At 59.8% G+C, this 16,262-nt stretch carries 16 protein-coding genes; 11 read left to right on the top strand and 5 right to left on the bottom strand.

From position 1 onward, the window contains the following. Positions 1–477: 477 nt before the first annotated feature. Entirely contained in the window at positions 478–1,200 is a 723-nt protein-coding gene (locus J2Y86_RS10710; protein WP_253430762.1) for a response regulator, read from the top strand. Continuing rightward, the gene (locus tag J2Y86_RS10705; RefSeq protein ID WP_253430759.1) at positions 1,197–2,807 is read left to right on the top strand and encodes an ATP-binding protein; all 1,611 of its coding nucleotides are present in this window, start codon (positions 1,197–1,199) and stop codon (positions 2,805–2,807) included. The genes J2Y86_RS10710 and J2Y86_RS10705 overlap by 4 nt, the downstream gene beginning before the upstream one ends. A gap of 125 nt (positions 2,808–2,932) precedes the next feature. On the opposite strand, the gene J2Y86_RS10700 is transcribed toward J2Y86_RS10705, so the two are convergent. After that, positions 2,933–3,658: a 4'-phosphopantetheinyl transferase family protein gene (locus J2Y86_RS10700; RefSeq protein WP_253430756.1), complete on the bottom strand. Its 726-nt coding sequence runs from the start codon at positions 3,656–3,658 to the stop codon at positions 2,933–2,935. 108 nt (positions 3,659–3,766) lie between these two features. Further along, entirely contained in the window at positions 3,767–4,558 is a 792-nt protein-coding gene (locus J2Y86_RS10695; RefSeq protein ID WP_253430738.1) for a dienelactone hydrolase family protein, read from the bottom strand. A 145-nt stretch (positions 4,559–4,703) separates the two neighbouring features. Here J2Y86_RS10695 and J2Y86_RS10690 point away from each other — a divergent pair, with 145 nt between their 5' ends. From J2Y86_RS10690 to J2Y86_RS10680, 3 genes are all read left to right on the top strand, one after another. Then, positions 4,704–5,306, top strand: coding sequence for a porin family protein (locus tag J2Y86_RS10690; RefSeq protein ID WP_253430735.1), 603 nt, complete (start codon positions 4,704–4,706; stop codon positions 5,304–5,306). Between the two features lie 212 nt (positions 5,307–5,518). Then, complete coding sequence (locus J2Y86_RS10685) at positions 5,519–6,196, top strand: response regulator (RefSeq protein WP_008029360.1); 678 nt, start codon at positions 5,519–5,521, stop codon at positions 6,194–6,196. Continuing rightward, on the top strand, positions 6,193–7,539 hold the full coding sequence (locus J2Y86_RS10680; RefSeq protein ID WP_253430731.1) for an ATP-binding protein: 1,347 nt from the start codon (positions 6,193–6,195) through the stop codon (positions 7,537–7,539). The genes J2Y86_RS10685 and J2Y86_RS10680 overlap by 4 nt, the downstream gene beginning before the upstream one ends. A gap of 74 nt (positions 7,540–7,613) precedes the next feature. Here J2Y86_RS10680 and J2Y86_RS10675 read toward each other — a convergent pair whose 3' ends face one another. Then, positions 7,614–8,612 (bottom strand): AraC family transcriptional regulator, encoded by a 999-nt coding sequence (locus J2Y86_RS10675; RefSeq protein ID WP_253440206.1) that lies wholly within the window; start codon positions 8,610–8,612, stop codon positions 7,614–7,616. A 337-nt stretch (positions 8,613–8,949) separates the two neighbouring features. Here J2Y86_RS10675 and J2Y86_RS10670 point away from each other — a divergent pair, with 337 nt between their 5' ends. Then, positions 8,950–10,284, top strand: a complete 1,335-nt coding sequence (locus J2Y86_RS10670) for a dicarboxylate/amino acid:cation symporter (RefSeq protein ID WP_253430683.1) — start codon at positions 8,950–8,952, stop codon at positions 10,282–10,284. Positions 10,285–10,429: 145 nt separating this feature from the next. Further along, entirely contained in the window at positions 10,430–11,611 is a 1,182-nt protein-coding gene (locus J2Y86_RS10665) for a CaiB/BaiF CoA transferase family protein (protein WP_253430681.1), read from the top strand. Between the two features lie 69 nt (positions 11,612–11,680). Here J2Y86_RS10665 and J2Y86_RS10660 read toward each other — a convergent pair whose 3' ends face one another. Further along, a complete protein-coding gene (locus tag J2Y86_RS10660; RefSeq protein ID WP_253430678.1) occupies positions 11,681–12,175 on the bottom strand; it encodes a SprT family zinc-dependent metalloprotease in 495 nt (164 codons plus the stop codon). A gap of 149 nt (positions 12,176–12,324) precedes the next feature. Continuing rightward, positions 12,325–12,927, bottom strand: a complete 603-nt coding sequence (locus J2Y86_RS10655; RefSeq protein WP_017340184.1) for a Yip1 family protein — start codon at positions 12,925–12,927, stop codon at positions 12,325–12,327. Between the two features lie 315 nt (positions 12,928–13,242). On the opposite strand from J2Y86_RS10655, the gene ttcA reads away from it, so the two are divergent. From ttcA to J2Y86_RS10635, 4 genes are all read left to right on the top strand, one after another. After that, a complete protein-coding gene (ttcA, locus tag J2Y86_RS10650; RefSeq protein ID WP_017340183.1) occupies positions 13,243–14,067 on the top strand; it encodes a tRNA 2-thiocytidine(32) synthetase TtcA in 825 nt (274 codons plus the stop codon). A 135-nt stretch (positions 14,068–14,202) separates the two neighbouring features. Further along, positions 14,203–14,877, top strand: coding sequence for a DNA-3-methyladenine glycosylase I (locus tag J2Y86_RS10645; protein WP_253430676.1), 675 nt, complete (start codon positions 14,203–14,205; stop codon positions 14,875–14,877). A gap of 227 nt (positions 14,878–15,104) precedes the next feature. Beyond that, entirely contained in the window at positions 15,105–15,407 is a 303-nt protein-coding gene (locus J2Y86_RS10640; RefSeq protein WP_253427691.1) for a transposase, read from the top strand. Then, complete coding sequence (locus tag J2Y86_RS10635) at positions 15,404–16,240, top strand: IS3 family transposase (RefSeq protein WP_253427692.1); 837 nt, start codon at positions 15,404–15,406, stop codon at positions 16,238–16,240. Before J2Y86_RS10640 ends, J2Y86_RS10635 begins: the two co-directional genes overlap by 4 nt. Positions 16,241–16,262 lie beyond the last annotated feature (22 nt).

The following is a 16,262-nucleotide window of genomic DNA, read 5'->3' as shown; positions in this document are numbered from 1 at the left end:
CGCAGGAGCGGTTTGGGCTTGTAAAATCGTGCTTGGTTCAACCATAAACAGGCAATAAAGCGCTTGAGTTTCTGGTCTGAAATGTGGTTGGGCTTTTAAGCTAAAACCCTACATGTAGGGTTTTTTTAGCGCCGAGGTACAAGATAATGCGTTTTTGAGGGTGTTGCAACGTACTACCTGTGGATAAACCTGTGCGTAAATTGTGTGTGAAAGGTGGAACGGGCGTGTAGGCCGCGACCTAGCTGGAGCGCACCGTTTTTCATCGATTTTCAACGACTGAAAACGGCCATTTGGATTTTTAAGGGCGCGAACCCTATCACAAAAAACCGGCGTGTCCGAACGCATTTGCCGGCTTGTGTTCTGGGCGAGTGGCGTTTATACAATCGGCCGGTGCATACGCATTCTTATCCTCCCCAATCATTACAAAAAGACGGGCGGATCCTTCCTTATAAGTGTTGTTGGCAAGCAGAGGTCACCGTGGAGCAAGAAGCCTGGCAGGTATTGATTGTCGAAGACGACCAGCGTCTGGCCGAACTGACCCGCGATTACCTGGAAGCCAACGGCCTGCGCGTGTCGATCGAGGGCAATGGCGCCTTGGCCGCGGCTCGCATCATCAATGAGAAACCGGACCTGGTGATCCTCGACCTGATGTTGCCGGGCGAAGACGGCCTGAGTATTTGCCGCAAGGTCCGCGACAAGTTCGACGGGCCGATCCTGATGCTCACCGCCCGCACCGATGACACCGATCAGATCCTCGGTCTCGACCTGGGTGCCGACGACTACGTGTGCAAGCCGGTGCGCCCGCGCTTGCTGCTGGCGCGCATTCAGGCGCTGTTGCGCCGCAGTGAAGCACCTGAGCCGGTCCCGGAAAAACAGCGGCGTCTGCAGTTCGGTCCGCTGGTGGTCGACAACGCGCTGCGTGAAGCCTGGTTGCATGACAACGGCATCGAATTGACCAGCGCCGAGTTCGACCTGCTGTGGCTGCTGGTGGCCAACGCCGGGCGCATTCTGTCCCGGGAAGAGATTTTCACCGCGTTGCGCGGCATCGGCTATGACGGCCAGGACCGTTCCATCGACGTGCGCATTTCGCGCATCCGGCCGAAGATCGGCGACGACCCGGACCATCCGCGACTGATCAAGACCATTCGCAGCAAAGGTTATCTGTTCGTGCCTGAAGCCTGCGTAGATCCCTCGCTGTGAATTCGATCTTCCTGCGCATCTATGGCGGCATGTGTGCGGCGCTGATTCTGGTGGCGGTGCTCGGCGTGCTGGCCCTGCACATGCTCAACCAGGTGCGCAGCGAGCAGTACCGCGAGCGCCTGGCCCACGGCACGTTCTCGCTGATGGCCGACAACCTGCAACCGATGAACGAAACCCAACGTCACCGCGCCTTGCTGGTGTGGGAACGGCTGCTGGGTATTCCCCTGGCGCTGAAAACCTTCGCCCAGACCGACCTCGACCTGACCCAACGCACCCGCGTGTTGCGCGGCCAGGCGCTGGTGGAGCAAACCGGTCCGCATGCGGCGAAGGTCTATCGACTGGTCAGCGACAAGGAACAGTTGGTGCTCACCGGCGAGGTGCAGCAGATCAGCGAGCAACTGGCCCGGGCAACGATTTACCTGCTCGCCGACGAACTGGTGCGCGTCCCGGTGGCCGACCAGCCGAAACGCCTGGCGCAGATAAAGGAAGAGAAGGGCTTCGGTTTCGACCTGCGGCTGGTCACGGTCGGTGAGGCTGACATGGATGAAGACCAGAGCCGCCGCGTGGCCGAAGGCGACACGGTGATGGCGCTGGGCAAGGAGGGCGACTCGATCCGGGTCTTTGCCGGCATGGTCGGCACGCCGTGGGTGCTGGAAATCGGTCCGCTGTACCAGATGAATCCTTACCCGCCGGAATGGCTGGTGCTGATCGCGGCCCTCGGTTTGAGCCTGATCGGTTTGATCGTCTATTTGCTGGTGCGGCAACTGGAGCGTCGTTTGCGCGGCCTCGAAGCGGCTGCCACGCGTATCGCCCGGGGTAGCCTGGAAACCCGAGTGCCGGCACGCGGCGCGGACTCGGTCGGGCGCCTGGCGTCGGCGTTCAACGGCATGGCCGAGCACCTGCAACAGTTGCTGGCGATTCAACGGGAACTGGTGCGCGCGGTGTCTCACGAGTTGCGCACACCGGTGGCGCGCCTGCGCTTTGGCCTGGAGATGATCGGCTCGGCCACCACGCCCCAGGCCTTGGAGAAATACTGCGAAGGCATGGACCACGACATCGAGGATCTCGACCGGCTGGTGGACGAGATGCTCACCTACGCGCGGCTGGAACAGGGTTCGCCGGCGTTGAATTTCCAGCGCATCGATCTGGATGCGCTGGTCAATCAGGTGATCGAAGAGTTGGCGCCATTGCGTGCGGACGTCACGGTGCAGCGCGGGTTGTGCCTGTCGGCGGCCGATTGTGACGACGCCTGGGTGGAGGCTGAGCCTCGTTATTTACACCGGGCGATTCAGAACCTGGTGAGCAACGCCATGCGCCATGCGCAATCGCGGGTGACGGTGAGTTACCAGGTGGGGCAGCAGCGTTGTCGGGTGGATATCGAAGATGACGGACCGGGCGTTCCGGAATCGGCGTGGGAGAAGATCTTTACGCCGTTCCTGCGACTGGATGACAGCAGAACCCGCGCGTCGGGCGGGCATGGGTTGGGCTTGTCGATCGTGCGGCGGATTATCCATTGGCATGACGGACGCGCGTTGATCAGCAAGAGCAAGAGTCTGGGTGGGGCTTGCTTTAGCCTGAGTTGGCCGCGGAATCAGGAGAAGCGTTGAGATCTTTGGTGTCTTTTAGGGCCTCATCGCGGGCAAGCCCGCTCCCACAGGGATTTGTGGTGCTACATAGATCCCTGTGGGAGCGGGCTTGCCCGCGATGAGGCCCTCCCAAACACTGAAAATCCTCAGGCCTTGATGCTGACCAGACTCAACAACTGCCCATCCATCACCCCAAACTGCGCATCCAGCTCAGTACCGTTGCGCCACTCGCTGGACAGGTCTGTCAGCAACCGCAACCGCACCTCACCCCCCTCGGTCCACTCCAGCACTTCGGCGTGCTCGAAATAAAACCGTTGCTGCACGATTGGGTAGAGCGCCTTGAACAGACTTTCCTTCACCGAAAACGTCAGCGTCACCCGCATTGCCAGTTGATCGCGAGGCCCGGCGGCCAGGCGCTGCAATTCCGCGGGCGTCAGGATTTCCCCGGCCAGGCGTTCCGCCCGTTCAGGGTTGAGCAGGTTTTCCAGGTCCATGCCCAGGCCGCGCCAATGGGTTTTCTTTGCGACAATCGCCGCCGCCCGGCCGGTGGTGTGAGTGATCGAGCCGCTGATGTGCGCAGGCCAGACCGGCGCCCGGTCGTCGCCAATGGCCGGGACGACATTCAACCCTTCCAGCTGTTTCAATGCGGCCCGTGCGCAAATCCGCCCGGCCAGGAATTCTGCCTGACGCTTGGCGACGGAGCGCTGGATAGTCGCGGGTGGTTCGATGGCGCTGCGCTGGAAATCATCGACGGCCAGTTGCGAGGTGTCGAAGTGCGTGCTCAGCAGCACCGTATCGGGCAGCACAAACGGCAGCGGCCAATGGGCATCGAGCGGGGTGCAGCAAGCGGGCAGGGCAGGGAGGGCATTCATGTCGGGCATTTTGCCGGGTTGGCTGGGTACTGGGTAGTAGCAAAGGCTTTTGTGGCGAGGGGATAAATCCCCTCACCACAAAAGCCCACTGCCACAGGGTTCACCAACTCAGCTAAAAATCTTCTTGAAGAAAGCCTGCATATCCGCCCACGACTTTTCATCCGCCGCCTTGTTGTAACCAATATCCGGGCCGCCATGATCGCCATGGCCCAGGCGATCTGCGTCCGGATTGCTGAATCCGTGCTTGGCCCCCTCAAGGCTGACGAATTGGTAATCGGCCCCGGCCTTGTCCATCTCGCTCTTGAATGCCGCCACGTTATCCGCCGTGACCATGCTGTCCAGCGCACCGTGCTCGACCAGGATTTTCGCCTTCACGCTGCCCGGCGTTGCCGGCGCTTTCGTCGCCAGCGCCCCGTGGAAACTCACCACGCCCAGCAGCGGCAAGCCCTGACGCGCCGCATTCAGTACCACCGCGCCGCCAAAGCAATAACCAATGGCCGCCACCTTGTTCGGGTCGGTTTGCGCCTGTTTCTTCAACAGATCGAGCCCGGCCTGAAAGCGCGCGCTGGACGCCGCGCTGTCTTTCAACGCGGCCTGCATGAAGGCCATGGCGTCCTTGGGATGTTCGGTGTTCTTGCCGTCGCCATACATGTCGATGGCCAGCGCGCTGTAGCCCAGACCGGCCAGATCACGGGCGCGACGCTTGGTGTAGTCGTTGAGCCCCCACCACTCGTGCACCACCACCACGCCCGGGCGTGGGCCTTTGATCGCGTCGTCGTAGGCGTAATAGCCGATCAGCTTCGTGCCGTCGGCGCTCTGATAAGGGATTTCCTGAGTCTTGATGGCGGCCTGACTGAGCCCGCTCAAGGCCAGCAACAGCAAAGCGAGGAATACGCGCATGGTCGGATCTCCTGCAAAAATTCGTTAAAACAGCCGGTTCGAATCGGTTCAGCTCAGGTTCAGAGTGCGTTCAGGGGGAGTTCAGGGCCAGGTGAGTAACCTTGCGCCATACCCGAAAAGCACAAGCGCACGAGGAAACTTCCCGATGACTACCTTCAAGAAACTGCTTCTGGCTTTCACCGTCATGGGGGCAAGCGTAGCCGCCCACGCGGCTGACGATAACTTTGCCAGCCTTACTTTTGGACAGACCAGCGACAAGGTCAAAAAATCCCACGCCCTGAACGACAACCTCAACAGCCCGAACGCCGACGGTGTGATCGGCAAGGACAACACTTGGGGTGTGCGTCTGGGCCAGCAAAATAGCCAGGGCCGCTACTACGCCACTTACGACAACGTGTCGGGCTCACACAATGGCATTAAACTGCGTCAGGAAAACCTGTTGGGCAGCTACGATCTGTTCTACCCGGTGGGCGGCAGCACCAAACTGTTTGGCGGCGCCACGGCCGGTCTGACCAAGTTGACCCAGGATTCCCCAGGCTTCAGTCGCGACAGCGACATCGGTTACGCCGTTGGCGGCCAGTTGGGTGTGTTGCAGCAGGTTTCGCAAAACACCTCGGTTGAACTGGGTTACCGTTACCTGCGCAGCAATGCCAGTACCGAGATGAGCGAGCGCGGTGGCAGCAAGCAGGGTTCGTTGGACCTGACCAGCAGCGCCCAGACGTACCTGTCCGCCAACTACGCTTTCTGACAAGCGTTGCCAGTCAGTTAAGCGCAACACCTGTGGGAGCAGGCTTGTTCGCGAAAGCGGCGTGTCAGGCGACATCAATGTCGACTGTGCTGCCGTCTTCGCGAGCAAGCCCGCTCCCACAGGTTCTGCGCTCGGCTGACTGGCATCGCCCTGTCAGGCATAGAGGTGCGAAATTGTGCTGCTGGAGATATCGATTTGCGTAGGAGAGCGTCATGAAATTGCTGGTCGTCGAAGATGAAGCGCTGTTGCGCCATCACCTGCAAACCCGCCTGACGGACAGCGGCCATGTGGTCGAATCCGTGGCCAACGCCGAAGAGGCGTTGTACCAGACCGAGCAGTTCAACCATGACCTGGCGGTGATCGACCTCGGGTTACCGGGCATGGGCGGGCTCGACCTGATCCGCCAGTTGCGCTCCCGGGGCAAGACCTTCCCGATCCTGATTCTCACCGCCCGTGGTAACTGGCAAGACAAAGTCGAAGGCCTCGCCGCCGGTGCCGACGATTACGTGGTCAAGCCGTTCCAGTTCGAAGAGCTGGACGCGCGCCTGAACGCCTTGCTGCGCCGTTCCAGCGGTTTCACCCAGTCGACCATCGTTGCCGGGCCGTTGCTGCTCGACCTCAATCGCAAACAGGCGTCCCTCGACGAACAGCCGCTGGCGCTGACCGCGTATGAGTACCGGATTCTCGAGTACCTGATGCGTCATCACCAGCAAGTGGTGGCCAAGGACCGCTTGATGGAGCAGCTCTACCCGGACGACGACGAGCGCGATCCGAACGTGATCGAAGTGCTGGTCGGCCGTCTGCGCCGCAAACTCGAAGGGCCGGCCGGGTTCAAGCCGATCGACACCGTGCGTGGCCTCGGTTACCTGTTCAATGAGCGCTGCACTTGATTCGTTCTCTTCGTGTCCGCTTGATGCTCGCCGCCACCCTGTTGGCGGTGTTGTTCATGCTGGCGTTGCTGCCGGCGATGCAGGGCGCGTTCAGCCTCGCGTTGCAGGATTCCATCGAGCAACGCCTGGCGTCGGACGTCACCACGCTGATTTCCGCCGCCCGGGTCGAGGGCAACCACCTGCAGATGCCGGCGCAGTTGCCCGATGAGCGCTTCAACCTCACCGACAGTCGTCTGCTCGGTTACATCTATGACCGCGAAGGCCATCTGGTGTGGCGCTCGAAGGGCACCCGCGAAGAGAACATCAATTACAAACCGCGTTACGACGGGCGCGGTAATGAGTTCGCGCGGATCAGCGAAGCCAACGGTCAGGAATTCTTCGTCTATGACGTCGAAGTCAAATTGCTCGGCGGCAAAAGCGCGGCGTTCAGCATCGTCGCGCTGCAACCGGTGCGCGAATACGAAGTCACCCTCGAGGGTCTGCGGGAAAACCTTTACCTCGGCTTCGGCGCCGCACTGCTGGTGCTGCTTGCTTTGCTGTGGATCGGCCTGACCTGGGGGTTGCAGGCGTTGCGGCGGCTCAGCCAGGAACTCGACGAAATCGAAAGCGGCACCCGCGAAAGTCTCAGCGAGCAGCACCCCCGGGAACTGCTGCGCCTGACCGGCTCCCTCAACCGCTTGCTACACAGCGAGCGCGAACAACGCAGCCGTTATCGCGACTCCCTCGACGACCTGGCCCACAGCCTGAAAACCCCGTTGACCGTGTTGCAAGGCGTCAGCGAGGACATGGCCCAGCGCCCGGAGGATCGTGATCAGGCCTGGGTGCTGCAAACCCAGATCGAGCGCATGAGCCAGCAGATCAGCTATCAATTGCAGCGGGCCAGCCTGCGCAAAAGCGGTCTGGTGCGCCATCAGGTGCGCCTGCGGCCAGTGTTGCAAAGCCTTTGCGATACGCTGGACAAGGTCTACCGCGACAAGCGTGTGCGGGTGGCCTTCGATCTGCCGGAACACTGTTATGTGCCGATCGAGCAGGGCGCCTTGCTGGAAATGCTGGGAAACTTGCTTGAGAACGCCTATCGCCTGTGCCTCGGCGAAGTGCGCATCAGCGTGCGCGAAACCCTGAGCGGGATCGAGTTGTGCGTCGAGGATGACGGGCCGGGTGTGCCGCCGGACCAGCGTGCGCGGATTCTGCAGCGCGGCGAACGTCTGGACCGCCAGCATCCGGGGCAGGGGATCGGGTTGGCGGTGGTCAAGGACATCATCGAAAGCTACAACGCCAGGTTGACCCTGGGTGATTCACCCATGGGCGGCGCGGTGTTCCGGATTCATTTTCCGGTGGTTTGACCTTGGGTTTATAGCGTTCTTTGCGGCCTCTTCGCGGGCAAGCCAGTGAGTCCACCAAAAAACCTGCTTGAAACTCAATTCTCCTGGGCGCGATAGGCCCCAGGCGTCAACCCGGTCCACTTCTTGAACGCCCGATGAAACGCCGAAGGCTCGGAAAACCCCAACTGCTCGGCAATCTGTTGCAACGACAGGTCCGCACGGCCCAGGTGATAAATCGCAATGTCCCGACGCAACTGATCCTTCAACTCCTGAAAACTCGAGCCCTCTTCACGCAAATGCCGACGCAGCGTCTGCGGGCTGATGTGCAAGTGCGCGGCTACCGTTTCCAGGTCCGGCCAGCGATCGCTGTCGCGGCTGAGCAAACGGCGCAACTGACTGCTCAGGCTGTCGCCGTCGTCCGGGCGCGACAACAGGTCGGCGGGCGAGCGCTCGAGGAAATGCTTGAGGGTGCGTTCATCCTGCAACAACGGCATGTTCAGGTAGCGACTGTGAAACAGCAGGCTGCTTTGCGCTGCCGAAAACTCCATCGGGCAGGGGAACAGCAAGTCGTATTCGGCGCCATGCGCGGGCCGCGGGTAGCTGAACGTCGCCTGCTCCAGGCGGATGCGCTGCCCGATCAGCCAGCTGCCGAGTCGATGCCAGACCATCAGCTGGCTTTCGGTGAGGAAATGGTCCGGGTCGCGAAACTGCGAATCGTCGAGGCTCAGGCAGATCATTTCGCCTTCACGGCTCAGGGTCAGCCGCGGCCCTTCGGGGAATAGGCTATAAAACAATAAGCCGCGATGCAGCGCCTTCTCCAGATTGCGGCAGTGAATCACCGCGTGGCACATCATCGCGAAGCTGCCGGTTTTGCTCGGGACCGGCCCGAAGCCGAGGTACTCGTCGTCGAGTGCCAGCCACAATCCCTGGATCAATCGGGTGAACTGTTCAGGCGCGATTCGCGCGCGCGGCTCATCCAGCAACTCCGGGCTGATGCCGAGGTGTTGCAGCAGCTCGGAACAGTCATGACCGAGGCGTCGCGCGCCACCGAGGGCGGCACGGGCGAAATGACTGGCGATGGTGCGTTCGCGCATAACAGGCAGATCCGTCATTGAACGACGGATGGTAGTCATGCTGCCTGCCGATGAACAAGGCGGATATCCGCCAAATTGCAGGACGTGGTTTGGCGGATGGGCGGAAATCCGCCACTGTTTTGTAGCGCATCAATAGCACGAAAATCCTATAACCCCTGATGTCAAAAGGCTTGCGGGTGTTTTGCCAAAGGTGGCACGCCACTTGCGATACAACGAGCAGATGCCTGCCGTCGCGCAGCTCGAAAAAACAAATCCCTCCAGTGCAGGAGGGTTCGCAATTCAGGTGTCGTGGGCAACAGGTGGATGTTGTCAGCGCTCACTCTTGAGGAACTTTGCAATGACGACTCGTCAGCCACTGTACAAATCCCTGTATTTCCAGGTGATCGTTGCCATCGCCATCGGCATCCTGCTTGGTCACTTCTATCCGCAGACCGGTGTAGCCCTCAAGCCATTGGGTGACGGGTTCATCAAACTGATCAAAATGATCATCGCCCCTATCATCTTCTGCACCGTCGTCAGCGGTATCGCCGGCATGCAGAACATGAAGTCGGTCGGCAAGACCGGCGGTTACGCGCTGCTCTACTTCGAAATCGTTTCGACCATCGCTTTGCTGGTCGGCCTGGTGGTGGTCAACATCGTCCAGCCGGGCAACGGCATGCACATCGACGTGACCACGCTGGATGCCTCGAAAGTGGCTCAGTATGTTGCAGCAGGTGCTGATCAAAGCGTGGTTGGCTTCCTGCTGAACGTGATCCCGTCCACCATCGTCGGCGCGTTCGCCACGGGCGATATCCTGCAAGTGCTGATGTTCTCGGTGATCTTCGGTTTCGCCCTGCATCGCCTGGGTGCCTACGGCAAGCCGATCCTGGACTTCATCGATCGCTTCGCCCACGTGATGTTCAACATCATCAACATGATCATGAAGCTCGCGCCGATCGGTGCCTTCGGTGCCATGGCGTTCACCATCGGTGCCTACGGTGTCGGTTCGCTGGTGCAACTGGGTCAGTTGATGGCCTGCTTCTACATCACTTGCCTGCTGTTCATCCTGATCGTGCTGGGCGGTATCGCTCGCGCTCATGGCTTCAGCGTTCTGAAAATGATCCGCTACATCCGTGAAGAGCTGCTGATCGTGCTGGGTACTTCTTCTTCGGAATCGGTATTGCCACGCATGCTGATCAAGATGGAGCGTCTGGGCGCGAAGAAATCCGTCGTGGGTCTGGTGATCCCGACCGGTTACTCGTTCAACCTCGACGGTACTGCGATCTACCTGACCATGGCGGCTGTGTTCATCGCTCAAGCGACTGACACCCACATGGACATCACTCACCAGATCACCCTGCTGGTGGTGTTGCTGCTGTCCTCCAAAGGCGCCGCAGGCGTAACCGGTTCGGGCTTCATCGTACTGGCCGCCACGCTGTCCGCCGTTGGCCACCTGCCGGTTGCCGGCCTGGCGCTGATCCTCGGTATCGACCGTTTCATGTCCGAAGCCCGTGCATTGACCAACCTGGTCGGCAACGCCGTTGCCACCATCGTTGTGGCCAAGTGGGTCAAGGAACTGGACACCGATGTACTGCAGGCCGAGCTGGCTTCCGGCGGTCGCGGTATCGCCGAAGAGCGTGAAGAAGACGACCTGGGTGTGGCCGAAGGCCCAACCCCAAGCAACGTCAAGTAACACGCGTTGTCATGAAAAAACCCGCTTCGGCGGGTTTTTTCATGCCTGCGATTTGAGCGTAACGGTCACAGTTGCTGACACATCAGGTGATTGCTGCAATCGCGTTGCCTGCCTAGGCTGGAAGCATCGTTTACGGAGATCGCTCATGCTCGGCCCACTGGCATCACTCAAGGTTCTGGATTTCTCGACACTGCTGCCGGGGCCGTTCGCCTCGCTGTTACTGGCCGACATGGGCGCCGAGGTGTTGCGCATCGAATCGCCGACCCGCATGGACCTGCTGCGCGTGCTACCGCCCCATGACCAGGGCGTATCGGCCAGCCACGCCTACCTCAATCGCAACAAGCGCAGCCTCGCGCTGGACCTCAAGCAGCCCGAGGCGCTTGAAGTCGTCAAGCAGTTGCTGCAGGACTACGACATTGTCCTGGAACAATTCCGCCCCGGCGTAATGGAACGCCTGGGTCTGGGGTATGAAGCGTTGAAGGCGATCAACCCGAAGCTGATCTACGTGTCGATCACCGGTTATGGCCAAACAGGTCCCTACAAGGACCGCGCCGGCCACGACATCAATTACCTGGCGCTGGCGGGGCTGGCGAGCTACACCGGCCGCGCCGAGAGCGGGCCATTGCCCTTGGGCATGCAAGTGGCGGATGTCGCTGGTGGCTCGCTGCACGGCGTGATAGGGCTGCTGGCCGCGGTGATCGCCCGGCAGCAGACCGGGTTGGGACAGCATCTGGATGTGAGCATGACCGACTGCGCGTTCAGCCTGAATGCCATGGCTGGCGCGGGTTATCTGGCCTGCGGCGAAGAACCGGGCAGGGAAGATCAGATGCTCAATGGCGGTAGCTTTTACGACTATTACCGTTCGCGCGATGGCCGCTGGTTATCGGTGGGCAGTCTGGAGCCGGCTTTCATGAAGCAACTGTGCACGGCGCTTGGGCTGGAAGAGTTGGCGGCCCTGGGGTTGTCGCCTCAACCTGCGCAGCAAAAGAAGCTCAAGGACGCGCTGAAGACCGAATTCGAGAAGCATGACTTTGCCGAGTTGTGTGCGCTGTTTGCCGAACTGGATGCCTGCGTGGAACCGGTTCTGAGTTTGGGCGAGACGATTCAGCATCCGCAGTTAAAGGCTCGGGAGGTGGTGACCGACGTGCCGCGGGGGGACGGGACGAGCCAGACGCAGATGGCGTGTCCGTTGAAGTTTTCCGAGGGTTTGCCCGAGCCTCGGCATATTGGCGCGGCACTGGGGCAGCATACGGATCAGGTGTTGGGGGAGTTGGGGTTTGGGGCTGAGCGGATTGCCGAGTTGCGGCGTGCCAAGGTGATTCTCTAGTGCCTGACCCGGCCTCATCGCGGGCAAGTCGGATCGCGATGAGGCCAGACCAGACAACACAAATCTGGACTACTCGACCCGCATCTCCCCACTGAACACCAACGTGCTCCGGCATCGGCGACACAAATACCGCCGCCCCTGCCGCACCAGGCTATGTCGCTGCGCCGAAAACGGGAAATCGCTATCGGCGCACGGGCACCTGTAGATATAGCGGGTCACGCTGCGACGCTTGACGTCATAGGTGTGGCAACGATTAGGCGGCAATTCATACACGCCGCGCATGATCAATTGCCACTCTTCACCGTGGGGCTGAATGCGATCGCCAAACAGCTGATGAGCAATCAGGTGCGCCACCTCGTGGGCCACGGTCTGTTTGAGGAAGTCTTCGGTGTTTTCCCGGTACAACTGCGGATTGAAGCGCAGCAGGTTCTCGTGCAAATGCGCGACACCGGCTTTTTGCCCGCGCAGCTTGAGACTCACCACGGGGCGTTTGAAGGTTCGTTTGAAAAAGGATTCGGCTTGTTGGAAACAGTCTTCGACGCGGGTATTGAGTTGCTCGAGCATGCTTGATGGATCTCCAGAGACGTCGAGTATGCCGCAACCTTCGTGGCTTGCGAATCGCTCAGGCGCCGAATGGTCGTTACCTCCCTTACATTAGAAGGCCGCCTTGCGGCGGCCTGTGTTGGCAGATCTTGTTTTTGGGTGGTGTGTTGCTAATTGGTATAGACCGGCCCCACGCCGAGTCCCCAGACAATCACCGTGAACGCCATGATGGCCACCAGCACCACCAGGCCTACGGCGAGCACCGAACTTGAAAACAGGAATCCCTCGTCTGATGGAATGTTCATGAAAGTGGGTAGCCCCACATACAGCAGGTACACCGTGTAGCAGATGGCCGCCGTCCCGACGATCATCCCCAGCCACATGTGTGGGTACAGCGCCGCGAGGCCGCCAATGAACAGCGGGGTCGCGGTATAGGTCGCAAACGCGACGCAACGGGCCAGGCTCGGATTGGCGTCATAGGTGCGCGCCATCCAGTGGATGAACGCGCCCATCACGGCAACGCCGCCGAGCATCGCCAGGTACGACATGATCGTCATCCATAGCGCACTCTCTGTCGTCAGCATCACCGGCGCTCGATTGCCGATGACCCAGCCGACCTGTGTGGTGCCGATAAACGCCGACACGGCGGGGATCGCCGCCAGAATCAACGTGTGGGTCAGGTACATGTGGCTGATGCTTTCCTCTTGGTCGCCACGGATTTCTTTCCATTCCTGGTCGGGGTGGGTGAAGAGCCCCACTACGTGATGGATCATGCCAGTCACTCCTCTTGTTTTTTACCGTCGCCCCCCAGTGGAGCGCCTACAGGCCAAAGTGGCCACGTAAGTAAAGGTCTGGATATGTGTGCGACCTTATGTCGCAGTATAGAAAGGAGTTACTTGCAATAGGGCGGGGTCGTTAGAGCAAATCGCGCTGTAAAAACAGCTGTTAATCGCCGCTGGGACTTGCACAAGCCCCCTCGCCACAGGGGTATGCTTGGCTCAGATGAAGTGCAGTCGCCAGGCTATTCGCCGAAAGCGGGTTTTTGCGTAAAATGCCGGCCTTTCGTCACACCTCACGGATTTCGCGTCATGGGCACTCTCACGGTCAACCAGAACAAACTGCAAAAGCGCCTTCGCCGACAGGCCGGCGAGGCTGTTGCCGATTTCAACATGATTGAAGACGGCGACAAGGTCATGGTCTGCCTGTCCGGTGGCAAGGACAGCTACACCATGCTCGATGTGCTGATGCATTTGCAGAAGGTCGCGCCGATCAGATTCGAGATCGTCGCCGTGAACATGGACCAGAAGCAGCCGGGTTTCCCTGAAGACGTGCTGCCGGCTTACCTGAAAACCCTGGGCATCGAGTACCACATCGTCGAGAAAGACACCTACTCGGTGGTCAAGGAGCTGATTCCGGAAGGCAAGACCACCTGCTCGCTGTGCTCGCGCCTGCGTCGTGGCACGCTCTACACCTTTGCCGATGAAATCGGTGCGACCAAAATGGCCCTCGGTCATCACCGCGACGACATCGTCGAGACGTTCTTCCTCAATATGTTCTTCAACGGCTCGCTCAAGGCCATGCCGCCGAAGCTGCGTGCCGACGACGGCCGCAACGTGGTGATCCGCCCGCTGGCCTACTGCAACGAAAAGGACATTCAGGCCTACTCGGACTTCAAGCAGTTCCCGATCATCCCGTGCAACCTCTGTGGTTCTCAGGAAAACCTGCAGCGTCAGGTGGTCAAGGAAATGCTGCAGGACTGGGAGCGCAAGACGCCGGGCCGCACCGAAAGCATTTTCCGCAGCTTGCAGAACGTGATCCCGTCGCAACTGGCGGACCGCAACCTGTTCGACTTCACCAGCCTCAAGATCGATGAAACGGCGGCTTCGCGCTTCGTTAACGTCGTAAACCTGTAAACACCGTTAAAAATGTGGGAGCGGGCTTGCTCGCGAATGCGTAGTGTCAGTCGACATATGTGCTGAATGACACACCGCTTTCGCGAGCAGGCCCGCTCCCACATTGGTTTTTTGTTTCATTCAATAGGAGAGGGCATGCGCGATTACAAGTGGCTGCACGAATACTGTCTGAACCGCTTCGGTTCAGCAGCTGAACTGGAAGCCCATCTGCCCGTTCCCAAGACCGCGGCGCAATTGCGCAAGATCAGCGACGACCGCTACCTCTCGACCATGGCGCTGCGCGTGTTCCGCGCCGGGCTCAAGCACAGCCTGGTGGACGCCAAGTGGCCGGCCTTCGAAGAAGTGTTCTTCAAGTTCGACCCGGAAAAAGTCGTGCTGATGAGCGCCGAGCACCTTGAACGCCTGATGCAGGACGCGCGGATTATCCGCCACCTGGGCAAGCTCAAGAGCGTGCCGCGCAATGCGCAGTTCATCCTTGATGTGGCGCATGAGAAGGGCAGCTTCGGTGAATTGATCGCTGATTGGCCGGTGACCGATATCGTTGGGTTGTGGACGTACCTGAAAAAACGCGGGCATCAACTGGGCGGATTGTCGGCGCCGCGGTTTCTGCGGATGGTCGGCAAAGACACCTTTGTCCCGAGCTACGACGTGGTGGCGGCGTTGAACGCGCAGAAGATCGTCGACAAGGTGCCGACCAGTCTGCGGGATCTGGCGACGGTGCAGGGTGTGTTCAATCAGTGGCATGAAGAGAGTGGCGGGCGGCCGATGAGCCAGCTTTCGATGATGCTGGCGTATACCGTCAATCATTAAAGACCGAGCAGCCCCCATCGCGGGCAAGCCCGCTCCAACAAGGACCGTTGTGAACACATTATTTGTGGACGACATGAACCCTGTGGGAGCGGGCTCCCACAAGGATCGTTGTGAACACATTATTTGTGAACGACATGAACCCTGTGGGAGCGGGCTTGAACTGGCCTAATGATTTTGGACATCTCAATCGGGCGCTATGATGGCGCCCAAATCTGAGGTGTTTGGATATGCGTAAATCCTATTCGAGTGAGTTCAAACTCAAGGCTGCCAGCCTGGTGCTGGATGAGGGGCAGTCGGTTCCCGAGGTCTGTGCCAATCTGGATATCGGTCCTACGGCCTTGCGCCGCTGGGTCGATCAAGTTCGCAAGGAGCGCTTGGGCTCGACTCCGGTGGGCGCCAAGGCGATTACCGCGGATCAGCGAGAGATCCAGAAACTCAAAGCCTTGCTCAGGCAAAAAGACCTGGATATCGAAATCCTAAAAAAGGCCAGTGCTCTCCTGCTTTTGGACGCCAAAGATCATTCTCGTTGATCGATGAGCTGGACGAGCAGTACGGCGTTAACAATTGCTGTCGGGTTTTTGGTGTCAACCGCAGCAGCTTTTACGCCTGGCGTCAGCGCCAAGGCAAAGTGAACCCTGAGCGGGAGAAGCTCAAGGCCGTGCTGGTTAAGCATCACAGGGCGTCGAGGGAGTCTGCGGGCGCACGCACCTTGGCCAAAGAGCTGCAAGCTGATGGACATCGTGTCGGGCGGTACATGGCCCGCAGCTTGATGCGCGAAGCTGGTATCGCCAGCCGTCAGCGCCGGCGCCATAAGTACAAATCGCCCGGCGTTGAGGCGTTGGTGGCGCCGCACGTCCTCAAGCGCAAGTTTGATGTCACGGCGGTCAATCAGGTGTGGTGCGGGGACGTGACGTATATCAAGGTCGGTAAGCGGTGGCTGTATTTCGCGGCGGTTCTGGATTTGTACGCCCGCCGGATCGTGGGCTGGTCGTTTTCGATGATCTCCGATGCCACCCTGACCTGCGAAGCCTTGCGGATGGCGGTTGAGTTGCGCAGTCGCCCAAAAGACGTACTGTTTCACTCAGACCAAGGTTGTCAGTACACCAGCCATAAGTTCAGGAATGAGCTGCTGGCACACGGGCTCCGGCAAAGCATGAGCCGTAAGGGCGAGTGCTGGGACAACGCTCCGATGGAGCGCTTCTTTGGCAGTTTGAAATCAGAGTGGGTGCCCGAAACAGGCTACGGATCGGAACATGAGGCCCGAGCGGATGTGCAGCGCTATGTCTCGCGCTACAACATCGCCAGGCCTCACAGTTACAACGACTACCGGCCGCCAGTCACGATGGAGAGACTGGCGGCGTAAACCTTAATTGGTGTCCAAGATT

Source organism: Pseudomonas migulae (assembly GCF_024169315.1).
Lineage (GTDB): Bacteria > Pseudomonadota > Gammaproteobacteria > Pseudomonadales > Pseudomonadaceae > Aquipseudomonas > Aquipseudomonas migulae_B.
Note: the sequence above shows the minus strand (reverse complement) of the source record. Positions and strands in the feature narration are given on the sequence as shown.